The organism is Streptomyces sp. NPDC041124 (assembly GCF_055592385.1).
On the sequence record NZ_JBVIYR010000006.1, the window covers coordinates 129,592 to 154,663 of the forward strand.

The following is a 25,072-nucleotide window of genomic DNA, read 5'->3' on the forward strand; positions in this document are numbered from 1 at the left end:
AGGGCTCCTCAGGGCGAGTGCTCCGCCAGGCGGTCGAGAAACGCGCTCTGCGCGGAGACGATCACCTCCCGGGCCCGCTCCAGGGGAAACCAGGCGACCCGGTCCAGCTCCGGGAACTCCTGGATCCGCCCGGACCTCGGCGGCCACTCCATCTCGAACGTGCCGGGCACGGCCGTCGCCGGGTCGAGGTCGGCCTCGACCGCCCACGCCGTGACGGTCTTCCCGCCGGACTGCCGGACCTCCCCGAGGGGCAGCGGCTGCCCGTCCGGCGGCGGCAGCCCCAGTTCCTCCTCGAACTCGCGCCGCGCCGCCTCCCAGGCCGGCTCGCCGGGGTCGTGCTCGCCCTTCGGCACGGTCCAGGCCCCGCGCTCCCGCCGGGCGAAGAACGGGCCGCCCATGTGACCGAGCAGCACCTCGATGCCCTGTCCGGTGTGCCGGAACAGCAGCAGCCCGGCGCTGCGTGCGCCGGTCACGGCCGCACCTCGGGATGCGCGGCGAGCAGGGTCTCCACGGTGTCCGCCTCCTCGGGGCGCTTGTCCTCGCGGTAGCGGAGCACGCGGGCGAAGCGGAGGGTGACGCCGGCCGGGTAGCGGGTGGAGCGCTGGAGGCCGTCGTAGGCGATCTCCACGACCAGCTCGGGGCGCACCGTCACGACGTAGCCGCTCTCGTCGACCGCCAGCTCCCGAAGCCGCTCGGTCTGCCACGCCAGCATCGCGTCGGTCATGCCTTTGAAGGTCTTGCCGAGCATCGCGAAACCGCCGTCGGCGGTGCGCGCGCCCAGGTGCAGGTTGGACAGCTTCCCGGTCCGCCGGCCGTGGCCCCACTCGGCGGCCAGCACCACCAGGTCCAGCGTGTGCACGGGCTTGACCTTCAGCCAGGACGCGCCGCGCCGGCCCGCGCTGTAGGGAGCGTCCAGGCCCTTGACCACCACGCCCTCGTGGCCGCGCCCCAGCGTCGCGGTCAGGAACTCCTCCGCCGCGCCCTGTTCCTGCGGGCCGGACACCACGGTGCGCCGCACCCGCATCGGTTCCGGAACGAGCCGGGCCAGCTCGGCGTGCCGCTCGGCGAACGGCAGATCCAGCAGGTCGCGGCCGTCGACGGAGAGCGCGTCGAAGAAGACGGGGGAGACGGGGACCTCCCGTGCGGCCGCCGTCACGTCCGTCCGGGAGCCGACCCGGCCGGCCGTCTCCTGGAACGAGCGGGGCCGGCCGTCGCCGTCGAAGGAGATGACCTCCCCGTCCAGGATGAACCGCTCGCCCCGCAGGTCCAGGGCCGCCGCCGTCACCTCCGGCAGCCGGTCCGTGATGTCGTCGAGGGTGCGGGTGTGCACGCGTACGGTGTCGCCGTCGCGGTGGACCTGGACGCGGATGCCGTCGAGCTTCTCCTCGACCGCGCAGGCCCCCAGCTTCCCGACCGCCTCGGCGACCGAGGAGGCGCTGTGCGCCAGCATCGGCAGCACGGGCCGGCCGACGGTGAGCCGGAAGCGCTCCAGCGCCCCGGGGCCGTCCGCCAGGAGTGCCCCGGCGACCGACTGCAGCGAGCCGGCCAGCATCACCGCCCGCCGCACGGCGTCCGGCGGGGCCCCCGTCGCCCGCGCCAGCCCTTCGACGGCGACCGCGTCCAGGGCGCCCTGCCGGACCTCGCCCGTGAGCAGCCCGAACAGGAACCGCTGCTCGTCCCCGGTGGAGGCGCCCAGCAGCTCGCCGACGAGCCGGGCCCGCTCGGCCTGCGAGCCCGGTCCGGCGACCCCGGCCAGTTCGGTGAGCCGCGCGTCGACCTCGCGCACGGTCAGGGACGGTTCGGTGGCGGGGGCGACGGGACGGCTCAGCACCTTCCAGCCCACACCGATCCGGCCCTGCGGCAGCCGGCCCGCCAGGTACGGGATGACGACCGGCACGTCGGCCGGCTCCGCCTCCCGGAACAGCTCGGCGAGCAGGGTGATCTTCCGGGACCGCGCCGAGGTGGCGGCCACCTCCTGGGACACACGGGCCAGCCGGGACAGCAACATGCGGCCATGGTGCTACGGAGCCGTCCGCTCCACACCCCGGCGGGCCGGCGGGACGGCTACGCGTCCACGGCGGCGTCCAGGCGCGTCATCAGCAGGTCCCCGACGATCGCGGCCGCCGCGCGGTAGCCGCCGCTCGCCGCGTGCACGACCTGCTCGGAGAAGCCGATCGCGTTGCCCGCGGCCCAGACGCCGGGCACCGTCGTCAGACCGGTCGGGTCGACCACCGGGTAGGCGCCGAACGGGGTCTCGTCCAGCTCCGCGCCCAGCCGCTCCAGCAGACCGGTCCGCGGCACCGGGCGGGGTCCGGTGAAGAGGACCGAGCGGGCGTGCACGGTGCCGTCGGCCAGCCGCACCCCGGTGAGCCGGTCGTCCTCCACCACCAGCCCGGCGACCTCACCGGGCACCACGGCGACCCCGGCGGCGGCCAGCCGGCGCAGGTCCTGGTCGGACAGTTCGGCCTCGGCGACCCGGTGCAGGAAGAACGTCACGTCCTTCGACCACTGGGACACCATCAGCGCCTGGTGCACGCTCATCGCGCTCGACGCGAGCACACCGAAGGGCTCGTCGCGCACCTCCCAGCCGTGGCAGAACGGGCAGTGCAGCACGTCCCGCCCGAACCGCTCGGCGACCCCCTCGACGTCGGGCAGCTCGTCCTTCAGCCCGGTCGCCACGAGCAGCCGCCGGGCCCGCACCACCGCGCCCGTCCCCAGTGTGACGGTGAAGTCCCCGTCCCTGGTGACGTCCGTGACCCGGTCGCGGACGAGCGGGACCCCGTATCGGGCGATCTCCTCCCGTCCCCGCGCCAGGAAATCGGCCGGTGACATTCCGTCCCGGGTCAGATAGCCCTGCATGTGCGACGAGGGCGCGTTGCGCGGCTCGCCCGCGTCGACGACCAGTGTGCGCTGCCGGGCCCGGCCCAGCACCAGGGCGGCGGAGAGTCCCGCGGGCCCGCCGCCGACCACGACCACGTCGTGGATCCCGTCGCGGTCCGCCGCGTTCAGTGTGTCGGATTCGTTCATCGTGACCACCTCCATGACGACGACGGTCGCCCAGCCGGTGCCGCATTGACAAACAACCTTGCCGATTCTGCAATAGCGGTATGACGACGGATGACGTACTCGCGGACGTGGGCCCCCGGCTGCGCAGGATCAGGAAGGAGCGGGAGGTGACTCTCGCGGCGCTGTCGGAGGCGACCGGCATATCCGTGAGTACCCTCTCGCGGCTGGAGTCAGGGCTGCGCCGGCCGAGCCTGGAACTGCTGCTGCCGATCGCGCAGGCCCACCGGGTGGCGCTGGACGAACTGGTCGGCGCGCCACCGGTCGGCGATCCGCGCGTCCGCGCGTCCGAGCCGATCGTCCGCCACGGCCGCACCCACTGGCCGCTCACCCGCCAGCCCGGTGGCCTCCAGGCGTACAAGGTGCTCGAGCCCCGGCGGAAGCAGGAACCCGACCCGCGCACCCACGAGGGATACGAGTGGCTGTACGTGCTGTCCGGGAAGCTGCGGCTGGTGCTCGGCGACCACGACGTGGTGCTGGCGGCGGGCGAGGCGGCCGAGTTCGACACCCGTGTGCCGCACTGGTTCGGCTCGACGGGGGAGGGGCCGGTGGAGTTCCTCAGCCTGTTCGGCGCGCAGGGGGAGCGCATGCACGTGAGGGCGCGGCCCAAGAGGGCGTGACGCGGGCCTTCCGGGGCAGAGGCGGTTCCCTCCAGGCAAGCGACCGCTTAGTATGCGATGGACCCGGTCAGGCGCGAACACGACGTTCACAGTCCCGTGGAGGCCCCGCATGCAGGCATGGCAAGTGCACGAGCTCGGCGAACCGGGCGAGGCGATGCGCCTCGCGGAGGTCGAACGGCCGACGCCCGGTGAGGGGCAGGTCCTGCTCAAGGTGCGTGCCGCCAACATCAACTTCCCGGACGCGCTGATGTGCCGGGGTCAGTACCAGGTGAGGCCGCCGCTGCCGTTCACCCCCGGTGTGGAGATCTGCGGCGAGACCGAGGACGGGCGCCGGGTGATCGCCAACCCGGCGCTGCCGCACGGCGGCTTCGCCGAGTACGCGGTCGCGGACGCCGCCGCGCTGCTGCCCGCGCCGAAGGCGCTGGACGACGCCGAGGCGGCCGCACTGCACATCGGCTACCAGACCGGCTGGTTCGGCCTGCACCGCCGTGCCCGGCTGGAGGCGGGCGAGACCCTCCTCGTCCACGCTGCCGCGGGTGGGGTCGGCAGCGCCGCCGTGCAGCTCGGCAAGGCGGCCGGAGCCACCGTCATCGGTGTGGCCGGCGGCGCCGGGAAGGCGGCCGTCGCCCGGGAACTGGGCTGCGACGTGGTGATCGACCGGCGCGAGCAGGACGTCGTGGCCGCGGTGAAGGAGGCCACCGGCGGACGGGGCGCCGACGTGGTATACGACCCCGTCGGCGGGCAGGCCTACGCCCAGTCCGCCAAGGCCGTCGCCTTCGAGGGCCGCATCGTCGTGGTGGGCTTCGCGAGCGGGTCCATCCCGAGCCCCGCCCTGAACCACGCCCTCGTCAAGAACTACTCGATTCTCGGCCTGCACTGGGGCCTGTACAACACCAAGAACCCCGAGCTGGTCCAGCACTGCCACGAACAGCTCACCGGCCTCGCCGCCCGGGGCGCGATCAAGCCGCTGGTGAGCGAGCGCGTCCACCTCGAAGGGGCCGCCGACGCCGTGCAGCGGGTCGCCGACGGCGTCACCACCGGGCGCGTCGCCGTGCTGCCCGCGCCGGAGAACGGAGCCGCATCATGACCGACGCCGCCGAACTGCGCCGCCGGACCCAGGAGTTCCTCGCCGCCCACCCACCGGCCGACACCGCACGCCAGGACTTTCTGCGCGCCCGCTTCGACGCCGGACTCGCCTGGGTGCACTTCCCCGAAGGCCTCGGCGGCCTCGGCGCCCCGCGCACCCTCCAGACCGTCGTGGACGCCGAACTGGAGGCCGCCGGAGCCCCCGACAACGACCCGCGCCGCATCGGCATCGGCCTCGGCATGGCCGCCCCCACGATCCTCCAGTACGGCACCCGGGAGCAGAAGGAACGCTTCCTGCGGCCCCTGTGGACCGGCGAGGAGGTCTGGTGCCAGCTCTTCAGCGAGCCGGGCGCCGGCTCCGACCTGGCGGCACTCGGCACCCGCGCCGTCCGGGAGGGCGAGCACTGGGTGGTCGACGGGCAGAAGGTGTGGACGTCCAGCGCCCACCTCGCCCGCTGGGCCATCCTGATCGCCCGCACCGACCCGGACGTGCCCAAGCACCGGGGCATCACCTACTTCGTCTGCGACATGACCGACCCCGGTGTCGAGGTGCGCCCGCTGCGCCAGATCACCGGCGAGGCCGAGTTCAACGAGGTGTTCCTCACCGGCGTCCGCGTTCCCGACGCCCACCGGCTCGGCGAGGTCGGCGACGGCTGGCGGGTCGCGCAGACCACGCTGAACAACGAGCGCGTCGCCATCGGCGGCATGCGGCTGCCCCGCGAAGGCGGCATGATCGGCCCCGTGGCGAAGACCTGGCGCGAACGGCCCGGACTGCGCACCCACGACCTGCACCAGCGGCTGCTGAGACTGTGGGTCGAGGCCGAGGTGGCCCGGCTCACCGGCGAACGCCTGCGCCAGCAGCTCGTCGCCGGACAGCCCGGCCCCGAGGGCGCGGGAATGAAGCTGGGCTTCGCTCGCCTCAACCAGGAGATCAGCGGCCTGGAAGTGGAACTCCGGGGTGAGGAAGGCCTGTTGTACGACGACTGGACCATGCGCCGTCCCGAACTCGTCGACTTCACCGGGCGCGACGCCGGCTACCGGTACCTCCGCTCCAAGGGCAACAGCATCGAGGGCGGGACCAGCGAGGTCCTGCTGAACATCGTCGCCGAGCGCGTCCTGGGCCTGCCGGCCGAACCGCGCACCGACAAGGACGTCCCGTGGAAGGACCTGGCCCGATGAGCGATCTGCTGTACTCGGAGGAGGAAGAGGCGCTGCGCGCCGCCGTCCGGGACCTGCTCACCGACCACTGCGACGCGTCCGGAGTGATCGCCCGCATCGGGTCGGACGCCCCGCACGACCTGTCCCTGTGGAAGTCGCTCGCCGACGGCATGGGCCTCGCCGGGCTGCTGGTCCCCGAGGACAGGGGCGGTCAGGGCGCCACCCACCGCGAGACCGCCGTCGTCCTGGAGGAACTGGGGCGCGCGGTCGCTCCCGTGCCCTACCTGACGAGCGCCGTGGTGGCCACCGAGGCGCTGCTGGCCTGCCCCGAGCCGGGCGACCTGCTCGCCGGGCTGGCGTCGGGGCGCCGGATCGGCGCCCTCGCGGTGGGACTGCACACCGCTCCCCGCGCGGCGTTCGCCACCGTGCGGCTGGAGGGCGGCGCCCTGCACGGGGAGCTGACCGGCATCGCGGACGCCGCGGTCGCCGACGTACTGCTGGTGCCGGCGGACGACGGCGGGCTGTACGCGGTGGAGGCCGGCGCGGTCACCGTCACCCCGCAGACGTCCCTGGACCTCACCCGCCCGCTCGCCCGGATCGCCCTCGACGGTGCCCGGGGCCGCCGGCTCGGCGACGCGGAACCCGCCGTGCGCCGCGCCCTGCGGGCCGGCGCCGGACTGCTCGCCTCGGAACAACTCGGCGTCGCGGAATGGTCGCTGACGGAAACCGTCCGTCACCTGAAGGACCGCAAGCAGTTCAACCGCCCCGTCGGCGGATTCCAGGCGATCAAGCACCGGCTCGCCCAGGTGTGGCTGGAGACCGTCAACCTCCGCGCGGCCGCGCGGAACGCCGCGGACGCGCTGTCCACCGGCGAGGACACCGACGTGGCGGTCACCGTCGCCCAGTCCTACGCCGCCCCCGTCGCGGTCCGCGCCGCGGAGGAGGCACTGCAACTGCACGGCGGCATCGGCATGACCTGGGAGCACCCGGTGCACCTCCACCTCAAGCGCGCCAAGGCCGACTCCATCGCCTACGGCACGGCGGGCGCCCACCGCGAGGCACTCGCCGAGCTGGTCGACCTGCGCGCCCCCTGAACCACAGGACGGCCGCCGAAGCCCGCCCCTTCCCGGGGCGGGCTTCCCGCTGTGCGCCCCGCGGTGCCGGTGAGGTGAACGGACGACGGCGGATCAGCCAACTCCCCGCAGGACACTGCTCCTTGGGCCTGCCGGACCCCATACTCACGGGGACCCCGTACGGCACCTCCAGGGAGGCAGAGCATGGTCCTCACCACCCGCCGCAGAGCCCTCACCACTCTAGGCGCCGCCCTCGCCGGCTCGGCCGCCCTCCCCGCGACCCGGGCGCTCGCCGGTGAACGCGGCCACCGGCCGCGCCCGTTGTGGCGCGCCCACGCCCACAACGACTACGAGCACCCGCGCCCCCTCCTCGACGCCCTCGACCACCGCTTCGGCAGCGTCGAGGCGGACATCTTCCTGGTCGACGGCCGACTCCTCGTCGCCCACGACCCCGAGGACCTGGACCCGTCCCGCACCCTGGCATCGCTGTACCTGGATCCGCTCGCCGCCCGTGTCCGGGCGAACCGCGGCGCGGTGTACCGCGGACACCGCGGGCCGCTCCAGCTGCTGATCGACATCAAGACCGAGGGCTCCTCCACCTACCTCGAACTCGACCGCCATCTGCGCCGATACCGGCACCTGTTCACCACCTACGCGCACGGCAGGGTGCTGCCCGGCCCCGTCACCGCCGTGATCTCCGGTGACCGCGCCGCCCGCGCGCCCATGGAGGCCCAGCGGGTGCGCCGCGCCTTCTACGACGGGCGGCTCACCGACCTCGGCACCCCCGCGCCGGCCTCCCTCGTCCCGCTGATCAGCGACAACTGGACGCTGCACTTCACCTGGCGGGGCGTCGGTCCCTTCCCCGCCGCCGAGCGCCGCAAGCTGCGGGGCATCGTGCGCAGCGCACACGCGCGCGGGCAGCGGGTGCGCTTCTGGGCCACCCCGGACCTGCCGGGTCCCGCCCGCGACGCGCTGTGGGGCGAACTGGTCGCGGCGGACGTCGACCACCTCAACACCGACGACCTCGCGGGGCTCGAAACCTTCCTCGACGCCCGCCGAAGGACGTGACACCACACGTTCGGCGGACAGGTCAGCAGCCCGGACGAACCCTCCGCTAGGCCACACTTGCGGCCGAACGCCGCGAAAGGGATGTGGCGGAGGAGGTTGACGATGGCCGTTTCCATCTCTGTGGTGCTGCTGCTCTCGGTCCTGGCGGTGATCTTCCTGCGCAACAGCGGGCTGAAGGTCTCCCACGCGCTGGTCTGTCTGCTGCTCGGGTTCTACCTGGCCAGCACCAGCATCGCGCCCACCATCCACAGCGGCCTCACGGCGACCGCCGACATCGTCGGCAGTCTGCGGCCGTGAGGCCGGGCCGCGCCCCGTGGTTCAGCGGCCGGCCGCCGCGTCGCGCGGCAGCACGGTGACCCGGTGGAAGTTGCACCCGGCCGCCGTCGGCAGGGTGGAGGGTGGCCGGTTCTGGTGCGCCTTGAGGGCGACGCTCACCAGGCTCATCAGCAGGTCCACGTCCGTGGCGCAGTCCAGGTGGACCGTCACCCAGCACGACCCCGGGACCAGCTGGATCGCACTCGATCCGTCCAGGTCGTAGGTCAGACGCTGGATCGCGCGGTCGGTCAGGTGAAGGTCCACGTCCCGCGCGGAGTGGAAGTGGACGATCTCGTCCCGCACGGTGCGGAGCGCCTGCCCCGTGCCGCACGCGGCCGGAGAGGCCGAAAGATCGGGCCAGGTGAGCAGTCTCTCGATGGCACGCTGCGCCGGTGTCATGCCCTCATGGTTGCTTGCTCAACGTCTGTCCACCAGCAGTTGGACGATTCGTAATCGAGCGGTGAGGTGGCGGACCGGCACAACCCCGGCAGCCGCACCTGCCCTTGACGTACGCTCAGTCCATGACAGCCAATGATCTCGTGACCTCGCACGGTGTCGCGGTCCTGCACTGCGGCCCGGACGGCAGGAAGCTGAGCGGCGGCGACACCGCCCTCGACCTGATCGGCGATGCCATGGGCTGTCACGCCGAGGTGGTGGCCGTCCCGGTGGACCGGGTGGCCGAGGAGTTCTTCACACTGCGGTCGGGTGTCGCCGGGGACGTGGTGCAGAAGTTCGCCAACTACCGGATCCGCCTGGTGATCGTCGGCGACATCACCGCCCGCGTGGCCGGCAGCGACGCCCTGCGCGACTTCGTCCGCGAGGCGAACCGCGGCGGCCAGGTGTGGTTCGTGACCGACCGGACGGAACTCCAAGAGCGGCTGACCCCGGCCTGACACGGCGCCCGCCGGGCCGACGGCGCCCCGCCCGCGGGCCCGCCGGAGCTGCGGGAGACGTCACCCGGCGGGCCCGGCCCGGGTCAGGTGCGCCCGGCCACGGTCGCCGGGTCGTCCAGGACTCCCCGGACCACCGAATGCGCCGCGCCCAGCAGGGGACCTTCGGGGCCCAGCGCGGACACGGAGACGGGGCAGGCCGGTCCCGCCGTACGGCGGCCCAGTTCGGAGCGCAGGGAGGGCAGCAGCCAGGGTGCGAGCCGGGACAGGGCCCCGCCGAGCACCACGCTCTGCGGGTCCAGCAGGTTCACCGCCCCGGTGAGGGCGATGCCGAGCGCCGTTCCCGCGTCGTGCAGGGCACGTCGTACGTCGGCGTCGCCCTGCTCGGCGCGGCCGGCGAGGAGACCGACGCGGTCCTCGCCCGGCTCCAGCCCGGCCGCGCGCAGGACCGCCTCCTCACCGGCGTACTGCTCCAGACAGCCCCGTCCGCCGCAGGCGCACCCCGGCCCGTCGGGCCACACCGGTACGTGACCCAGCTCGCCCGCGAAACCCCGGTTCCCGTGCAGCAGCCGCCCGTCCACCACGACCGCCGCACCGATACCGATCTCGGCCGACACATGGAGGAAGTCCCGCGGCGTGTCCGCCCCGAGCCACAGTTCGGCCAGCGCGCCGAAGTTGGCCTCGTTGGCCACCGTGAGCGGGAACCGCGCGGGCAGCAGGTCACCGAGGTCGGTGCCGAGCCAGCCGAGGTTCGGGGCGCGTACGACGGTCCGGGCGTCCCGGGCCACCAGGCCGGGCACGGCGACGGCCAGACCCGCCGGCCACAGCCCCTCGCCCTCCGCCTCGGCGACCACCCGGTGGACCAGCTCGGTGAGCTCCCCGAGCACCGGCTCGGGGGAGCGGTCCCGGTTCGCCACGTGCCGCACCGCCCGGGCCCGTACCTGTCCGCGCAGGTCGACCGCGCAGACCGCGAGATGGTCGACGCCGACCTCGGCGCCGATCCCCGCGGGGCCGTTCCCGCTGACGGCGAGTGCGGAACCTGGCCGGCCCACCCGGCCCGGCCGTTCGGGCCCCAGCTCCTCCAGCAGGCCCGAACGGATCAGCTCGTCGACCAGCGTGGACACCGCGGCGCGGGTCAGGCCGATGCGCGAGGCGACGGCGGCCCGGGACAGCGGCCCCTCGGCGCTCACGGTGTGCATCACGCGGGAGAGGTTGCGGCGGCGCATGCCCTGCTGGGTGTCGGGCAGTGCGCGTCCCGGGCCGGCCGGGCGGGTTCTGTGCGGCGGTGCGCTCATTCCTCCGTCGTTCCTCGGTCTCTGCGGTCGTCGGCAGTGCTGTCGGCAGCCCCACCCGGTCGGTCGGTCCGCGCACCCCCGGGGGGTTTGTGTGCGTCCGCCGGGCCGACCGGCGGACACGGACCGCCGCCCCCGGAGCGGCGGGGCGCCGTCAGCCGGCGTCCGTGGCGCGCTCCAGCAGCACGGCCGCGTCGGAGAGTACCCCGGCCAGCCTGGCCAGCGTCTCCTCGTCCCGCTCCACCGCGTCCAGCACCGGCCCGGCCGCCGTGTTCCAGCGCCGGGCGACCGCGGCCGGGTCCTCCCCGGTGAGCAGCCCGGCCGCCTGCGCCGCCGCACCGAGCGCGACCAGCTCCCTCGCACCGGGCACCTGCACGGGCCGCCCCGACAGACGCCGCACGGTCTGCTGCCAGGCCGCGCCGCGGGCGCCGCCGCCGATCAGCAGCAGGGGCGCCGACGGGTCGGCGTCCTCGTCGAGGACCAGGTCCAGCGCGGCCAGCAGGGAGTACACGGCGCCGTCGTAGGCGGCCTGGAGGAGCTGGCCGCCGGTGGTGTCGTGGCGCAGACCGTGCAGCAGGCCGGAGGAGCGGGGGAGGTTCGGAGTGCGCTCGCCGTCCAGGAAGGGCAGCAGGGTCACGCCGTGGCCGGGTTCGACGGCCTCGCGGTCCAGGCCCAGCAGGGCGGCGACCCTGTCCACGGCGAGCGTGCAGTTCAGGGTGCAGGCCAGCGGCAGCCAGTCGCCGCGCGCGTCGGCGAAGCCCGCCACCGTGCCGGTCGGGTCGGCCTGCCGGTGCCGGGACACGGCGTACACGGTGCCCGAGGTGCCGAGGCTCATCACCGGCGTGCCGGGGCGCACCCCGAGGCCCAGCGCGGCCGCGGCGTTGTCACCCGTCCCGCACGCCACCAGGGTGCCCCTGGAGAAGGGCAGGTCGTGACCGTCCCGCACGGTCCCGGCCACCTCGCCGGGCCGCACCATGCGCGGCAGCAGCGCGGGGTCGAGGCCCACATGGGCGAGGATCTCCTCGTCGTACGCCTCCGTCGCCGAGGCCCACCAGCCGGTGCCGGAGGCATCGCCGCGGTCGGTCGTGCCCTCCCCGGTGAGCCGCCCGGTGAGGTAGTCGTGGGGGAGCCGGACGGCCCTGGTGGCGCGCACCGCGTCCGGCTCGTGCTCCGCCAGCCAGGCCCACTTGGTGACCGTGAAGGAGGCGGCGGGCACGCTCCCCGTGCGCTCCGCCCAGAACGTCGCGCCGCCCAGCTCCTCGACCAGCCGGCGGGCCTGCGGCGCGGACCGCACGTCGTTCCACAGCAGCGCCGGCCGGACCGGCTCGCCGTGCGCGTCGAGGGTGACCAGACCGTGCTGCTGCCCGCCGATCGACACCGCCGCGGCCTCGTGCGCCGCCTCGCCGCACTGGCGCAGCGCTTCCGACAGGGCGTCCCACCACTGGCGCGGATCGCTCTCCCGGCCGGCCCCCGAGCTCACCGTGTGCGGGGCCTGGCCGCTCGCGACGACCCTGCCGGTCGCCACGTCGACGACCAGCGCCTTGGTGGACTGGGTGGATGTGTCCACGCCGACGACGAGCGGACCCTCGGCTGCTGACATCGGTCTCTCCCTCTTCCGCACCCGGCGGGGTGTGTCTCTTCCCAGAAATGCTCCTGCATACTAATTTGTAAATCGCCATGACGAAATAGTCTCAGCAGCAGCGAGGAGCCGCGGCATGAACTACCAGCCCACCCCCGAGGACAAGTTCACGTTCGGACTGTGGACCGTCGGCTGGCAGGGACGGGACCCCTTCGGAGACGCCACGCGCAGTGCCCTCGACCCGGCGGAGTCGGTCCGGCGCCTGGCCGAACTGGGTGCCCACGGCGTGACCTTCCACGACGACGACCTCATCCCCTTCGGCTCCGGTGACAGCGAGCGCGAGGAGCACGTCAAGCGGTTCCGGCAGGCGCTGGACGACACCGGCATGAAGGTGCCGATGGCCACCACCAACCTGTTCACCCACCCGGTGTTCAAGGACGGCGGCTTCACCGCCAACGACCGTGACGTGCGCCGGTACGCGCTGCGCAAGACCATCCGCAACATCGACCTCGCGGTCGAGCTGGGCGCGCAGACCTACGTCGCCTGGGGCGGCCGTGAGGGTGCCGAGTCCGGTGCCGCCAAGGACGTCCGTGTCGCCCTCGACCGGATGAAGGAGGCCTTCGACCTGCTCGGCGAGTACGTCACCTCCCAGGGCTACGACATCCGTTTCGCCATCGAGCCCAAGCCGAACGAGCCGCGCGGTGACATCCTGCTGCCCACCATCGGCCACGCCCTGGCGTTCATCGAGCGCCTGGAGCGGCCGGAGCTGTACGGCGTCAACCCGGAGGTCGGCCACGAGCAGATGGCCGGGCTGAACTTCCCGCACGGCATCGCGCAGGCCCTGTGGGCGGGCAAGCTCTTCCACATCGACCTCAACGGCCAGTCCGGCATCAAGTACGACCAGGACCTCCGCTTCGGCGCGGGCGATCTGCGCGCCGCCTTCTGGCTGGTGGACCTGCTGGAGTCGGCCGGATACGAGGGTCCGCGGCACTTCGACTTCAAGCCGCCGCGGACCGAGGACTTCGACGGCGTGTGGGCCTCGGCGGCCGGCTGCATGCGCAACTACCTGATCCTCAAGGAGCGCGCGGCGGCCTTCCGCGCCGACCCGGAGGTGCAGGAGGCGCTGCGCGCGGCCCGTCTGGACGAGCTGGCGCAGCCCACGGCGGCCGACGGCCTCCAGGGCCTGCTGGACGACCGTTCCGCCTTCGAGGACTTCGACCCGGACGCGGCCGCCGCCCGGGGCATGGCCTTCGAGCACCTCGACCAGCTGGCGATGGACCACCTCCTGGGAGCGCGTGGCTGAACACCCGGCGTCCCGTGCGCACCGGCCGCGGCGCGCACGGGACCGTGCGGTCGGCGGGTGCCGTGCGTACGAGGCCGTGCGGTCGGCGAGTGCCGTGCGCACGGGGAGGCAGCCGACGCCCCCGCCGGGGTCCGGGCGGTACGGCGGAGCCACGGACACGCGCGTGCTCCACGAACCGGGTCGCCGCGCCCACGGCCGAACGTGCGGCAGGGACCCGGCGGGCGCCCGGGTCCCGCGGGATGCCCGCGGTACGGGCGCACCGCACCCGCGCGGCACTTCCTCGATCGCGCCGACGCCGGCCCCCGCCACGGTCGGGGAACGTGACGCGGCCTGCCCCTCGCGCACTCGCGCCGGCGCCCCGTCGACGGCCCACTGTGCCGTGCGGTCGGCGACGGGACCGATCGCAGGCCGGCCGCGACCCGCGGCGCGGGACCACATCGCACATCGTGAGCCGCGGGTCGGTCCCCCCGCATCGCCATGCGCGTCCGCCGGAGCACGACGCTTCCTCGCGCCCGTTCCCCGCCCCGCACGCTCTCCGCGCGTACGCCGCGATCGGGCCACCGGAAGCTACGAGCGCGCACCCGCTCCCGCGCGGCGCCCTCGCGCACACCGCATCCGCGGCCACCATGGGGCGTATGGCCACGCCACCCGTACCGCCCCAGCAGCCGCCCGGTCCGCCGGACGACACGCCGCCCCCGGGCGGCGGCTTCGGTCCGCCCTCGTACGGGGGCGCCCCACCGCCCCCGCCGCCCGGCGACCACGGCGGCGGCCCCGGACGCGGTCCCGGCGGGCGCCGACCGGTGCTGATCGTGCTCGCCGTGATCGCGGCCCTCGTGGCGGTCTCCCTCGTCGTCCTCCTCGCCTCACGGGACGGCGACTCGCCGGACGAGGAGCCCGGCGAGCGCAGCACGGCCACCGACGGCATCCCCAGCGAGCTTCCGTCGGGTTTCCCGACCGGGCTGCCCTCCGGCCTTCCCACCGAACTGCCGTCGGGTTTCCCCACCGGGCTGCCCTCTGGCCTCCCCACCGAACTGCCGTCAGGCATCCCGACCGCGCTTCCCAGCGATCTGCCCAGCGGGCTGGAATCGCTGCTGCCGTCCCTGGACGACGTCCCACTGCCCTGACGCGGGAGGGTGGTCCGCGGTCACTCCGCGCAGGCGCCCTCCGCCGTGGCGAGTGCGGTCGCCGGGTCCTGGGCGGGGCCACCCGCCGGGACCCATCGGCCGCGCTCCTTGCGGTACGGCCACCAACGGCCGTCACGACTCAGACGCAGCTGCAGGGGAGCGCCGACGACCGTCCAGCGGTTGGCCCGGGACGTCAGGGCCGGCCGTTCGCCGTCCTCCCAGGCCGATCCCAGTGCGGCGCGCGCCCGTGCCAGGCTCTCGCCCCGCACCGTCCACTCCTCGTCCAGCACGGCCAGTGCCGCCCCACCGCCGTGCCGCCAGGCCCGTACCGCCGCAGCCAGCCCCTCCCGGCCGCGCCCCGACCCCTCGGCGAGCCGGTCCGCCACAGCGCCGGAGGGCTCCCCGGCGGCCAGCCGCACCGCGTCCCGGGCCACCGACGGCTCCGGCTCCGCGGCACGCTCGTCGGGCCCGTCCCGCAGCGCCTCCGCGAGCAGCCGGTGGGCCCGCTCGGCGGTCCGGGCGGCGAGGAACTCGAGCGCGGACGCGTCGATGCCCGCGGCGGGCCCGGTCTCGGTGTCGAGCGACGGCGGGATCCCGGGCTCCGGCGGCAGTACGGGCAGCCCGGGAAGCGACGGCAGGATGTCCCCGGCCGCGTAGGCCTCGGCCGCGTCCACGCCCTCTGCGCCTCGCGCGCTCCGCCCCGCGGACGCGTCGCCGCGCGCGTGGAGCTCGTCCAGCAGGGCGCGTTCACCCCGTCCCCGCATCAGCAGCAGGACGAACGGGTCCTGGTCCAGCAGCCGGGCCACCTGGTAGCACAGTGCCGCCGTGTGAGCGCAGTGGTCCCAGGCCCCGCAGCCGCACTCCGGTTCCAGATCGCCCAGGCCCGGCAGCAGTTCGACGCCCGCGAGCTCCGCGTCCTCGACCAGATGTGTGGGCATCTCCCGGTCGAGCAGCGCCGCGACATGACCGGCTCGCTCGACGGTCATGTCCAGGAACCGCTCCCACTGCTCCCCGGACAGCTCCTGCAGCAGGACGTCCGCCCGGTACGGCGTGCGGTCCCGGTCCTGGACGACCGCCGTGATGCGACCGGGGCGCACCGACACCGCGCCGACCGCACCCGCACGGGCGAGCCTGCGGCCGGCCTTGAGCTGCTGGGTGTCCAGTGCCGTGTCCTCCAGCGCCGTCATCCAGGTCCGGCCCCACCAGGTCTGCGCGAACCCCCGGCCGCGCGCGGGCGGCAGCGCCGCGAAGGTGCGCTCCACCTCGGCCCCGTCGTCGTACGCGTTCACCGGGCATCCCCTCGCAGCTCGACCAGGTCCGCCAGTTCGGCGTCGGTCAGTTCGGTGAGCGCCGCCTCGCCGGAGCCGAGCACCGCGTCGGCCAGTTCCCGCTTGCGCACCAGCAGCTCGGCGATGCGGTCCTCGACGGTTCCCTCGGCGATGATCCGGTGCACCTGCACCGGCCGGGTCTGGCCGATGCGGTACGCGCGGTCCGTCGCCTGCGCCTCGACGGCGGGGTTCCACCAGCGGTCGTAGTGCACGACGTGCTCCGCACGGGTCAGGTTCAGACCGGTGCCCGCCGCCTTCAGCGACAGCAGGAACACCGGGACCGCGCCGTCCTGGAAACGGCGCACCATGGCCTCGCGTTCGGCGACCGGCGTGCCGCCGTGCAGGAACTGCGTCGCCACACCCCGCGTGGCCAGATGCCGCTCCAGCAGCCGTGCCATCCCCACGTACTGCGTGAACACCAGGACGGCCGCCCGCTCGGAGAGCACCGTGTCGAGGAGTTCGTCCAGCAGCTCCAGCTTCCCGGAGCGCCCGGCGACCACCGGTCGTTCCTCCTTGAGGAACTGCGCCGGGTGGTTGCAGATCTGCTTCAGGCCGGTCAGCAGCTTCACGATCATCCCGCGACGCGCCATGCTGTCGGCCCCGGAGATCTCGGCCAGCGCCTCCCGGACCACGGCCTCGTACAGCGCCGTCTGCTCCTGGGTGAGCGAGACGGCGTGATCGGTCTCCGTCTTCGGCGGCAGCTCGGGCGCGATTCCCGGATCCGACTTGCGGCGGCGCAGCAGGAACGGCCGCACCAGCCGGGCCAGCCGGTCCGCGGCGCCGGGATCCCGCCCGCTCTCGACGGCGTCCGCGTACCGCGTCCGGAACGTACCGAGCCGGCCCAGCAGTCCCGGTGTCGTCCAGTCGAGGATCGCCCACAGCTCCGACAGGTTGTTCTCCACCGGTGTCCCGGTGAGCGCCACCCGCGCGCCCGCGCCGATGGAGCGCAGCTGCCGGGCCGTCGAGGAGTAGGGGTTCTTCACGTGCTGGGCCTCGTCGGCGACGACCATGCCCCACGGGACCCCGGCCAGCCGGGGGGCGTCCAGACGCATCGTGCCGTACGTGGTGAGCACGACCTCGTCGTCGGCGAGGCCGTCCAGCGACCGCCGGGCGCCGTGGAAGCGGCGTACGGGGATGCCGGGGGCGAACCGTTCGATCTCCCGCTGCCAGTTGCCCATCAGCGAGGTCGGGCAGACCACGAGGGTGGGGCCCGCCGACGCGGGGTCGCTCCCGCGGTGCAGGTGCAGCGCGATCAGGGTGACGGTCTTGCCCAGGCCCATGTCGTCTGCGAGGCAGCAGCCCAGACCCAGGGAGGTCATGCGGGCCAGCCAGCTCAGCCCGCGCCGCTGGTAGTCCCGCAGGGTGGCGGCCAGGGCGGCGGGCTGGGCGACCGGTTCCTGCGCCTCGGGGTCCGCGAGCCGGTCCCGCAGGGCCGCCAGCCACCCGGTGGGCCGTACCTCGATCCGGCTGCCGTCGACCTCCACGGAGCCCGTGAGGGCGGCGCCGAGCGCGTCGACCGGGGCGAGCACGGAGGCTTGGCGGGCGCGGGCCCGGGCGAGTTCCCGGGGGTCGACGAGGACCCACTGGTCGCGCAGCCGGACGAGGGGGCGGTTCTGTTCCGCCAGCCGGTCCAGTTCCTCACGGGTGAGACGCCGGCCGCCGACGGCGAAGGACCAGTCGAAGGCGAGCAGCCTGTCGGCGGACAGGGACGACGGTCCCTCGGTGAATCCGGCCCCCGGCCGGTCGTCGTCGCGGGGACCGATCTCCGCGCGCGTGGTGAGTTCGCGGACCAGTTCCCTCGGCCAGTGCACGTCGACACCCGAACCGGCCAGCGCCCGGCCGCCCTGGCCGAGGAGTTCGGCGATCTCCTCCTCCGCGAGGTCGACCGCGTCCGGCACGCTCGCCGACAGCAGCGGCGTCAGCGGAGCCCAGACACGTGCCGCGCGGCGCAGTGCGAGCAGGGCGTCCCCCCGCGCGGCGGGGCCGAGGGCCGCGTCCGCGCGCCCGGACCAGACGTCGGCGGCGTCCGCGACCAGGGCCGGGTCGCTCACCCCGTGCATCTGCAGGACGGCGCGGAACGACACGCCCGCCGTGTCGAACGTGTCGTCGGACAGGGCGTCCGCCACTCCGGCGGACACGTCGTCCGCAGGGTCCGTCAGTCCGCGCACCTCGATCCGCAGCGACAGCCGTACGCCCGCGTCGTGGCCCGCGGCGACATCGGCGGCCCAGGCCCGCAGTCCGGGCAGCCGCTGCGGCTCCCAAGCCGCGAAGGCCGCGGTACCGGTCACGAGGCGGGCGGCGGGAGACCGGGGGAGCGTGTCGGCGACCGCGTCGAGGAAGGCGCGCAGCACCTGCTCGGGGTCGGGCAGCCTCGGGGCGCCGCCGCCGTTCAGCGGCACGGCGTGCGCCTCGGGCGGCATCGCGGCGGCGAGCCGGCGGACCGCGTCGATGTCCGCGGCGTCCAGCGGGCCCACGCGCCACGCGTCGTGGTCGGCGGGGGAGAGGCCGGGCAGCAGCAGGCCGCGCGCCACCAGCCGCAGGGCGTGCAGGGCGGCGGCGCCCCAGAAGCGGGCGGCCCGGTGGCCTTCGGCGTCGGTCCGAGCCCGCGCCAGGAGGGGCAGTGCGGTCCGCAGGGGCAGCACGACGGCCGGGACGCCCACCGTCTCGATCCCGTCGCCCACCGGCACGGCGACGGTCAGGTCCTCGGGCGGCACCGGGCCGGCGGACGGCGGGACCTCGCCGTCGGGCCGCCAGAACGCGATCCGGCCCGTGCGGGCGGGGTCGCCGGGCACGAACACGGCAGGGCAGCGGATGAGTGCGGAGGAGCCGGAGGAGCCGGAGAAGGCGGAGAAGGCGGAGGAGCATGCGGGGAGAGTCGTCAGCGCAGCGATGTCGAAGTCCTCAAACTTGACTAGTGAAGCCGGAGTCGCCGAGGGTACCGCATGGGCGGCGACGACCGGGTAGGCGTGTGCTGTGATCCGGGACACCATGGGAGGTGCGTCGGAGTTTCCGCCGAAGGGCTCCGACGGGCGCCGGGAACACCTTAGGGGTCGCACCTCAGGGGCGGCTCAGGGTCGCGGTCCGGAACCGCCGGCAGGGCGGGCCCGTTTTCACGACAGAGAGCGGCAGTGGCCGCGAAGGAGGCGACATCCATGTCGAACAACGCCAAGATCGCCGCGGGAGGTGTGGCAGCCGGGCTCATCCTGCTCATCTGGCTGCCCTGGTGGGCCGCGCTCCTGATAGTCCTGGGAGTCCCGGCCGCCGCCTATCTCGCCCTCGACCCCGCTCAGCGGCGCAGGCTGCGCCGCCGCGCCTCGCGCAAGGAGCTGGGCCGCTGAGGCGCTACCGCGCCGCCGCCCCGCCCGGCTCCAGCGCGCAGGAGTCGACCACATCGCCGTCCGCGGGCCGTTCGACGGTCCGGTCCGCGGGCGGCGTGACTCCCCGCTCCACCCAGGTGACCAGCGCGTCGAACGCCGAGCGGTAGCAGGGCAGGATCGGCCGCAGCCGGTCCGGATGCCTGTCGTACAGGCTGTCGACGTGCGTGCCGCCCTCCACCGTGTAGTAGCGGTGCAGTCGCCCCAGCCCGTGCGACTCGACCATGCCGTCGTACACGTCCGAGTCGACGGCCTTGGGCAGCAGCGCGTCGAGATCGCCATGCAGCGTGATCAGGGGGCGGCCGATCCGTCCGGTGAGCGCCACCCGCTGCACGGCACGGTGCACGGAGGCGGGGCGCGAGGCGTAGTCGTAGGCGGCGTCGGAGGGGCACGGCGCGAGGATCCGCTCCGGCGTCGACCCCGTGGATGTCCCGGGGCAGTCGGGATCGTAGGCGGGGTCGAACTCGGCACGGTAGATCTTCTGCGTGACGCCCCAGTAGGCCTTCTCGTGGTACGGCCACAGGAACTCGGAACCCCGGGGGAAGCCCGCCGCGTACATGTCCTCGTCGGTGGCCCTGCCGAGCGTCCTGGCCACCGCCACCGGCAGGGAGGTCAGCGGCTGGCGGCCCCGGCCGCTCCACAGGTTGCCCTCCCAGTCCACCCCGCCGTCGTACAGCTCCGGGTGGTTCTCCAGCTGCCAGCGTGTCAGGTAACCGCCGTTGGAGACACCGGTCATGTACGTGCGCCGCGGGCTGCGCCCGTAGCGCTGCGCCACGGCCTGCCGCGCGGCACGGGTGAGCTGTGTGGTCCGCGTGTTCCACTCGGCGACCGCGTCACCGGGCCGGTCGCCGTCGAGGTGGAAGTCGACACCGCTGTTGCCCTTGTCGGTCGCCGCGTAGGCGTAGCCGCGTGCCAGCACCTGGTCCGAGATCGCTGTGTCGGTCGCGTACTGCCTGCGGTTGCCCGGCGCGCCGGTGACCACCAGCCCGCCGTTCCAGCGGTCGGGCAGCCGGATCACGAACTGCGCGTCGTGCGCCCAGCCGTGCGTGTCGTTGAAGCGGGACGAGTCGGGGAAGTAGCCGTCGATCTGCGTCCCGGGCACACCGGACGGCGACCGGGTGGCCGCCGCGGTCAGCCCCGCCTGGTCGGCCATGTCGGTGTAGGGGGTACCGGCCAGGCCGGCGGTGGTCAGATCGGCCAGGCACGCACCGCGCTGGTGGACCGCGCCGGGCACCCGCACCCGGTCCAGGTGCGCACAGCCGCCGTCCCCCGCCGCCCCGGCCGGAGCCGGAGCGGCCAGTGCGGCGGTGGCGATGGCGAGGGCGGTGGCGGTGGCGAGCAGCGGAACGCGACGGGAGGGGCGCACGACGGCCTCCGGAAGGGACGGGCAGCGGGCAGGTGGACGGAGCCGATCACGGAAGTGTCCCGTGCCGAGGGACCGCCCTCGCCGTCGCCGACGGGCGGCGCCGCACGGAACGGCGCCCCGCACGTGGAGCCGCAGCACACGCTAACGTCCGGCACCCGCGCCCTCACCGAAGGCCGCGCCTGCTCAGAGCGGGCGTACGGCCATCTGGTCGAGCGCCTCGAGCAGACCCGGCAGTTCCGGCCCCCGGCCCACCGGGAGCACCTCGCCGGGCTCGTCGTCGAGCAGCACGAACGCGATGTCGTCCGTCCTGGCCACCAGCGACCATCCGGGCCCGTCGGCACGCAGTGTGCGGGCACCGCCCGGAGCGAAGGACGAGCGGACCCGGCCGAGCGGGGGCGGCGAGTCGACATAGGCACGTGCCTCGGCAAGGACCCGCCGGATCCCGCCGTGACCACCCGGCGACCGCGCGTCCGGGCCGCCGCCCCGTGCGCCCTCACCGTCCTTCCCTCCGCCAGGCACGGAACCGCCGGGCCCCTCGGTGCCGTCGGCCGTCTCCCCGGGACCGCCCGGCGCGGGGAACGCCGCGTCGTCGACCTGCTCCCGCCAGGCCGCCCACTGGAGCGCGATCTCGTCGGCTCCCAGACGGCGCTGCGCCGGACCCCACACCCCGGCGTCCGGCGGCGTCAGGGCGGGACCGTCCGTGACGTCGGGGCCCGGATCGTGCGGCGCGGGCACGTCCGGCGCGGCCACCGCGACCGCGAGCGGCCAGCCGGGCAGCGCGGTGACGACCGTGCGCTCGTCGGGGGACAGGTCGTGCTCCATGCCGCAGTCCCACGACGCGATCGCGACGGCGACCAGCGAGACGTCGTCGACGACGACGGTCCACCGGGCGCCCGTGCCGTCCTGGCCGAGCACCAGCCCGTACCCGTCCGCGACCGGCGGAAGGCCGAGCGCGGCGCACGCCTCCGGATAGTCGTCGCCCAGCACGCTCGGGAACTTCGCCGGCGTCAGCAACGCCGCCGTCAGCACGTAGAGCGCATCGTCCGCGGCGGCGACGGCTTCCTCGTCCGTCCCGGCCATCCCAGCCTCCCCATCGGTTCGTCCGTCGGCGCGCACCATATGCCGACCCCGCGCCCCTTGTCACGACCCCGCCGGCGCGCCCGGAGCTGCAGGTTTCCGGCCGGACGGGGGCGAATCGGCCACCCGCCGGCGGGTGCTTCAGACGGCCGGAAGCCCCAGCAGCGCCCGCGCGACCGTCCCCGGGTCACTCGTTCCGCTCCCGCGCGAGCGCCACGACCGCACGGCACGCCAGTTCCTCGACCCCGGACGACAATGCCTCCGGCGACACCCAGCCGGCCGCTTCGTCGATCCGGTCCTGATCGTCCTCCGCGCACGCCGCGACGTAGGCCGCGGCGGCCTCGAACAGGTTGTGCGGACGCTTCCCGGCCCGGGAGCGCCGTTCCCCGCGCAGACTGCCGGCCACCCCGCTCCCGATCCCACGGGCCTTCTCCCCCGTGCGGTCAGCCGTCCCCAGACGCCGTCGCCCTCACCGACCGTGCACCTCCCGCCGCTCACCGTAGAGTGACGACTCCGACGGCAGAAGGGGGCGGCACTGTGCGGCGCTTCGAACAGCTGGAACGGATCCGGCGGATGGACCCCTACCGGCAGGCCACGGAGATCTACCGGCTCAGCTCGGCCTACGAGTTCCCCTGGGACCACACCCGGGCCCTGGAACTGGCCCTCTACCGCACCTACGCCGTACCCCGGATCGGGCGGCTGCTCGCCGCGACGGCCGAGCTCACCGACCGCTCCCAGAAACGCTACGACGACACCGCGCTCCTCCTGGACGCCGTCGTCGAGCACGGGTTCGCCGACACCCGGGCCCGGACCGCGATCCGCCGCATCAACCGGATGCACCACGCCTACGACATCCCCGACGACGACATGCGCTACGTGCTGTGCACGTTCGTGGTAATGCCCCGGCGGTGGATCGACGCCTACGGGTGGCGCAGGCTGTCACGGCACGAGATCGTGGCGAGCGCCGTCCACTACCGGACCCTGGGCCGGCACATGGGGATCAAGGACATCCCCGGCTCCTACGAGGAGTTCGAAAGCTTCCTGGACGCCTACGAGGAAACCCACTTCGGCTGGGACGACGGCGCGCGGCGGGTCTCGGACGCCACCCTCGACCTCATGGCCTCCTGGTACCCGCGCCCGCTCGCCCCCGCGCTGCGCACGGCCACGCTCGCCCTGCTCGACGAGCCCCTGCTGCGCGCCTTCCGCTACACCCCGCCGAGTGCGGCCACGCGCGCGTGGGTGCGCCGCGCGGTACGGCTGAGGGGCCGCGCGGTACGGCTGCTGCCGCCCCGCGACGTCCCGCATTTCGCCCGGCAGAACCGGGAGATCAAGAGCTATCCCGGCGGCTACCGGCTGGCGGACCTGGGCACCACTCCCGTACCGGGACTCCGGGGCTGCCCGGTACGGCACCCGGACTGACCGCCCGGCGAGCGGTCAGTCCGCGCGCACGGCCAGCGCCAGGAACCGGGTGTCCTCGTCGGTGTACGAGGTCAGGCGCCAGCCCGAACACGTCAGCAGGGCACGCAGGTTCGGCTCCGCGCGGAGGTCGCCGGGTGTGAGCGTGCGGCCCTGCCGGGCGGCGAGCGCCGCCCGGCCGACCGGATGGAACAGCGCCAGTACGCCCCCGGGCCGCACCACCCGTGAGAGCTCCCGCAGGTTCCCGGCAGGGTCGGGCAGGTGCGCGATCAGCCCGGCCGCGAACACCGCGTCGAGCGAGGAGCGGCGCAGCGGCAGAGCGGTGACGTCGGTCAGCAGCAGCACCCCGTCGCGGTCGCGTCCGGCCCGTGCCGCCTCGCTCAGCATGGCCGGGGTCAGATCGGCGCCGAGGACCACGCCCGACGGCCCGACCGCCGCCCGCAGCGGAGGCAGGGCCCGGCCGGTCCCGCAGCCCGCGTCGAGCACCCGGCCGCCCTGCCGCAGCCCGAGCCCGGCCACCGCGGCCGCGTAGGCCGGGCCGTCGTCGGGGAAGCGGCGGTCCCAGTCGGCGGCGCGCGCGCCGAAGAACTCCTGGACGTGTGTGTGGTCCTCGCTCATGCCCTGCATGATCCCCCACCGGGACGAGCGACACCGCTGCGCGCACGTTCGAGCGTGACGCGGCCGTTCCGGTGCACTCCCGCGTCGATACCAGCCGCTTTCACAGCGCGCCCTCCTCGCGCGCTCCCGCCCCCCGGCGTCACGGGGCGAGGGGACACCTGGACCGCACCGAGCTCGGGACACCCGTCGTGCTGTGCGACGCGCGGGAGCGCGACTCGGGGACGGACGTGCTGATCCGCCTCGTCCAGTACGCCGGACGGATGCACCGCCCGGCTGCTCGACTCGGTCACGTGACCGCGAGAGGGGCGGGCCGCGACCGGGTGTCAGTCCGCGACGTCCCCTTCGGCCACGACCTTCTCGACGGTGACACGGACGAGGAGTTCGCCGGGCACGGCATTGCGTGACCCGAACTCCTCGGCCCGTTCCTCACCCATGTACCGTGCGTCGATCCGGGTGGCCCAGTGCCGGAGCTCGTCGGGGTCGTGCGAGAGCCGTGCCCGGCCGTGCAGCACCACGAAGCCGAACGGCGGCCGGTCGTCGTCCACACAGAGGGCGACCCGCCCGTCACGGGCCAGGTTGCGTCCCTTCACGGTCCGCTCCCCGGTGTTGAACACCACGTCGTCCCCGTCGAGCAGGAACCAGACCGGCGCCACGTGCGGGCTGCCGTCGGCGCGGACGGTGGACAGTTTCGCGGTGCGCGTTCCGCGGGAGACGAACTCCCGCCACTCTTCGTCGCTCATCTTGTACGCCATGGCTTCCATCCTCCTTGCCCGGGGCCCGGTCGTGGGGAAGGCTGGCGCGGGGACCCTCCCGACGGAGGGGACACACGCGGGGACGACCACGGGGAAGATCAGGGGGAGATTCACGACATGGCGCAGAACCAGGGACTCGACTGGCTGCTGGACGAGCTGACCCAACGCGTCGAACACGTACGGCACGCGCTGGTGCTGTCCAACGACGGGCTGGTGACGGGCGCGAGTACGGGACTGCGCCGTGAGGACGCGGAGCACCTCGCCGCAGTGTCGTCCGGACTGCACAGCCTCGCCAAGGGATCGGGGCGGCACTTCGGCGCGGGAGGCGTGCGCCAGACGATGGTCGAGTTCGACGACGCGGTGCTCTTCGTGACCGCCGCCGGGAGCGGAAGCTGTCTGTGCGTGCTCAGCGGGGCCGAGGCCGACATCGGCCAGATCGGGTACGAGATGACGCTGATGGTCAACCGGGTCGGCGAGCACCTGGACGTGGACGTCCGGCGGCTGAAACCCGACACGGAGCTCTGACCTGCGGATCCGTCGGTAGCTACGGAGTTTTCCACAGGCTCGCCA

Annotated in this window: 24 protein-coding genes and 2 pseudogenes; 13 read left to right on the forward strand and 13 right to left on the reverse strand. The window is 74.3% G+C overall.

Annotation, left to right across the window (positions count from 1 at the left end; translation table 11 throughout):
* Nucleotides 1-8 precede the first annotated feature (8 nt).
* From ACZ6A9_RS17980 to ACZ6A9_RS17990, 3 genes are read right to left on the reverse strand one after another with little or no spacing between them, the layout of a single operon-like run.
* Nucleotides 9-473, reverse strand: coding sequence for an NUDIX hydrolase (locus ACZ6A9_RS17980; protein ID WP_468986199.1), 465 nt, complete (start codon nucleotides 471-473; stop codon nucleotides 9-11).
* Nucleotides 470-2,008, reverse strand: a complete 1,539-nt coding sequence (locus ACZ6A9_RS17985) for an ATP-dependent DNA ligase (protein ID WP_468986203.1) — start codon at nucleotides 2,006-2,008, stop codon at nucleotides 470-472. Before ACZ6A9_RS17985 ends, ACZ6A9_RS17980 begins: the two co-directional genes overlap by 4 nt.
* Before the next feature lie 56 nt (nucleotides 2,009-2,064).
* Nucleotides 2,065-3,042: an NAD(P)/FAD-dependent oxidoreductase gene (locus tag ACZ6A9_RS17990; protein ID WP_468986209.1), complete on the reverse strand. Its 978-nt coding sequence runs from the start codon at nucleotides 3,040-3,042 to the stop codon at nucleotides 2,065-2,067.
* Between the two features lie 65 nt (nucleotides 3,043-3,107).
* Between ACZ6A9_RS17990 and ACZ6A9_RS17995 the strand changes: the two genes are divergently transcribed.
* From ACZ6A9_RS17995 to ACZ6A9_RS18020, 6 genes are all read left to right on the forward strand, one after another.
* The gene (locus tag ACZ6A9_RS17995; protein WP_468986212.1) at nucleotides 3,108-3,683 is read left to right on the forward strand and encodes a helix-turn-helix domain-containing protein; all 576 of its coding nucleotides are present in this window, start codon (nucleotides 3,108-3,110) and stop codon (nucleotides 3,681-3,683) included.
* 109 nt (nucleotides 3,684-3,792) lie between these two features.
* On the forward strand, nucleotides 3,793-4,770 hold the full coding sequence (locus tag ACZ6A9_RS18000) for an NADPH:quinone oxidoreductase family protein (protein WP_468986217.1): 978 nt from the start codon (nucleotides 3,793-3,795) through the stop codon (nucleotides 4,768-4,770).
* Nucleotides 4,767-5,948 (forward strand): acyl-CoA dehydrogenase family protein, encoded by a 1,182-nt coding sequence (locus ACZ6A9_RS18005; RefSeq protein WP_468986220.1) that lies wholly within the window; start codon nucleotides 4,767-4,769, stop codon nucleotides 5,946-5,948. The genes ACZ6A9_RS18000 and ACZ6A9_RS18005 overlap by 4 nt, the downstream gene beginning before the upstream one ends.
* Complete coding sequence (locus ACZ6A9_RS18010; RefSeq protein ID WP_468986222.1) at nucleotides 5,945-7,021, forward strand: acyl-CoA dehydrogenase family protein; 1,077 nt, start codon at nucleotides 5,945-5,947, stop codon at nucleotides 7,019-7,021. Before ACZ6A9_RS18005 ends, ACZ6A9_RS18010 begins: the two co-directional genes overlap by 4 nt.
* A 183-nt stretch (nucleotides 7,022-7,204) precedes the next feature.
* A complete protein-coding gene (locus ACZ6A9_RS18015) occupies nucleotides 7,205-8,068 on the forward strand; it encodes a phosphatidylinositol-specific phospholipase C/glycerophosphodiester phosphodiesterase family protein (protein ID WP_468986226.1) in 864 nt (287 codons plus the stop codon).
* Between the two features lie 102 nt (nucleotides 8,069-8,170).
* A complete protein-coding gene (locus ACZ6A9_RS18020) occupies nucleotides 8,171-8,365 on the forward strand; it encodes a hypothetical protein (RefSeq protein ID WP_125508696.1) in 195 nt (64 codons plus the stop codon).
* Between the two features lie 21 nt (nucleotides 8,366-8,386).
* On the opposite strand, the gene ACZ6A9_RS18025 is transcribed toward ACZ6A9_RS18020, so the two are convergent.
* Nucleotides 8,387-8,782 (reverse strand): luciferase domain-containing protein, encoded by a 396-nt coding sequence (locus tag ACZ6A9_RS18025; protein WP_468986228.1) that lies wholly within the window; start codon nucleotides 8,780-8,782, stop codon nucleotides 8,387-8,389.
* A 122-nt stretch (nucleotides 8,783-8,904) separates the two neighbouring features.
* Between ACZ6A9_RS18025 and ACZ6A9_RS18030 the strand changes: the two genes are divergently transcribed.
* Entirely contained in the window at nucleotides 8,905-9,276 is a 372-nt protein-coding gene (locus ACZ6A9_RS18030; protein ID WP_468986230.1) for a DUF4180 domain-containing protein, read from the forward strand.
* 83 nt (nucleotides 9,277-9,359) lie between these two features.
* Here ACZ6A9_RS18030 and ACZ6A9_RS18035 read toward each other — a convergent pair whose 3' ends face one another.
* Both ACZ6A9_RS18035 and xylB read right to left on the reverse strand, forming a co-directional pair.
* Complete coding sequence (locus tag ACZ6A9_RS18035) at nucleotides 9,360-10,568, reverse strand: ROK family protein (RefSeq protein WP_468986233.1); 1,209 nt, start codon at nucleotides 10,566-10,568, stop codon at nucleotides 9,360-9,362.
* A 151-nt stretch (nucleotides 10,569-10,719) separates the two neighbouring features.
* Entirely contained in the window at nucleotides 10,720-12,165 is a 1,446-nt protein-coding gene (xylB, locus tag ACZ6A9_RS18040; RefSeq protein WP_468986238.1) for a xylulokinase, read from the reverse strand.
* Nucleotides 12,166-12,280: 115 nt separating this feature from the next.
* Between xylB and xylA the strand changes: the two genes are divergently transcribed.
* Both xylA and ACZ6A9_RS18050 read left to right on the forward strand, forming a co-directional pair.
* Entirely contained in the window at nucleotides 12,281-13,447 is a 1,167-nt protein-coding gene (xylA, locus tag ACZ6A9_RS18045; RefSeq protein ID WP_468986241.1) for a xylose isomerase, read from the forward strand.
* Nucleotides 13,448-14,082: 635 nt separating this feature from the next.
* Nucleotides 14,083-14,571, forward strand: coding sequence for a hypothetical protein (locus ACZ6A9_RS18050; protein WP_468986244.1), 489 nt, complete (start codon nucleotides 14,083-14,085; stop codon nucleotides 14,569-14,571).
* Nucleotides 14,572-14,591: 20 nt separating this feature from the next.
* Here the strand turns inward: ACZ6A9_RS18050 and ACZ6A9_RS18055 are convergent, their stop codons facing one another.
* Nucleotides 14,592-15,860: an SWIM zinc finger family protein gene (locus ACZ6A9_RS18055; RefSeq protein WP_468986246.1), complete on the reverse strand. Its 1,269-nt coding sequence runs from the start codon at nucleotides 15,858-15,860 to the stop codon at nucleotides 14,592-14,594.
* Nucleotides 15,857-18,889, reverse strand: coding sequence for a DEAD/DEAH box helicase (locus tag ACZ6A9_RS18060; RefSeq protein WP_468986248.1), 3,033 nt, complete (start codon nucleotides 18,887-18,889; stop codon nucleotides 15,857-15,859). The genes ACZ6A9_RS18055 and ACZ6A9_RS18060 overlap by 4 nt, the downstream gene beginning before the upstream one ends.
* 162 nt (nucleotides 18,890-19,051) lie before the next feature.
* Here ACZ6A9_RS18060 and ACZ6A9_RS18065 point away from each other — a divergent pair, with 162 nt between their 5' ends.
* Complete coding sequence (locus ACZ6A9_RS18065) at nucleotides 19,052-19,237, forward strand: hypothetical protein (protein WP_468986249.1); 186 nt, start codon at nucleotides 19,052-19,054, stop codon at nucleotides 19,235-19,237.
* Nucleotides 19,238-19,241: 4 nt separating this feature from the next.
* Here the strand turns inward: ACZ6A9_RS18065 and ACZ6A9_RS18070 are convergent, their stop codons facing one another.
* The 3 genes and pseudogenes from ACZ6A9_RS18070 to ACZ6A9_RS18080 all read right to left on the reverse strand — a co-directional run bounded on the left by ACZ6A9_RS18070 (nucleotide 19,242) and on the right by ACZ6A9_RS18080 (nucleotide 22,134).
* A complete protein-coding gene (locus tag ACZ6A9_RS18070; protein WP_468986253.1) occupies nucleotides 19,242-20,639 on the reverse strand; it encodes a tannase/feruloyl esterase family alpha/beta hydrolase in 1,398 nt (465 codons plus the stop codon).
* A 183-nt stretch (nucleotides 20,640-20,822) separates the two neighbouring features.
* On the reverse strand, nucleotides 20,823-21,719 hold the full coding sequence (locus tag ACZ6A9_RS18075; RefSeq protein WP_468986257.1) for a hypothetical protein: 897 nt from the start codon (nucleotides 21,717-21,719) through the stop codon (nucleotides 20,823-20,825).
* 138 nt (nucleotides 21,720-21,857) lie between these two features.
* Nucleotides 21,858-22,134, reverse strand: a pseudogene (locus tag ACZ6A9_RS18080) (hypothetical protein).
* Between the two features lie 119 nt (nucleotides 22,135-22,253).
* Between ACZ6A9_RS18080 and ACZ6A9_RS18085 the strand changes: the two are divergent.
* Nucleotides 22,254-23,135 (forward strand): oxygenase MpaB family protein, encoded by an 882-nt coding sequence (locus ACZ6A9_RS18085; RefSeq protein WP_468986259.1) that lies wholly within the window; start codon nucleotides 22,254-22,256, stop codon nucleotides 23,133-23,135.
* Nucleotides 23,136-23,150: 15 nt separating this feature from the next.
* Here ACZ6A9_RS18085 and ACZ6A9_RS18090 read toward each other — a convergent pair whose 3' ends face one another.
* On the reverse strand, nucleotides 23,151-23,750 hold the full coding sequence (locus tag ACZ6A9_RS18090; protein WP_468986262.1) for a class I SAM-dependent methyltransferase: 600 nt from the start codon (nucleotides 23,748-23,750) through the stop codon (nucleotides 23,151-23,153).
* A 170-nt stretch (nucleotides 23,751-23,920) separates the two neighbouring features.
* On the opposite strand from ACZ6A9_RS18090, the pseudogene ACZ6A9_RS18095 reads away from it, so the two are divergent.
* A pseudogene (locus tag ACZ6A9_RS18095) lies at nucleotides 23,921-24,044 on the forward strand (ATP-binding protein); the annotation flags it as partial.
* Between the two features lie 29 nt (nucleotides 24,045-24,073).
* On the opposite strand, the gene ACZ6A9_RS18100 reads toward ACZ6A9_RS18095, so the two are convergent.
* Nucleotides 24,074-24,502 carry a PPOX class F420-dependent oxidoreductase gene (locus ACZ6A9_RS18100; protein WP_468986265.1) on the reverse strand — a complete coding sequence of 143 codons (429 nt, stop codon included), beginning with the start codon at nucleotides 24,500-24,502 and terminating at the stop codon, nucleotides 24,074-24,076.
* Between the two features lie 117 nt (nucleotides 24,503-24,619).
* Here ACZ6A9_RS18100 and ACZ6A9_RS18105 point away from each other — a divergent pair, with 117 nt between their 5' ends.
* Nucleotides 24,620-25,027 (forward strand): roadblock/LC7 domain-containing protein, encoded by a 408-nt coding sequence (locus tag ACZ6A9_RS18105; protein WP_468986268.1) that lies wholly within the window; start codon nucleotides 24,620-24,622, stop codon nucleotides 25,025-25,027.
* The last annotated feature ends 45 nt before the right edge of the window (nucleotides 25,028-25,072 follow it).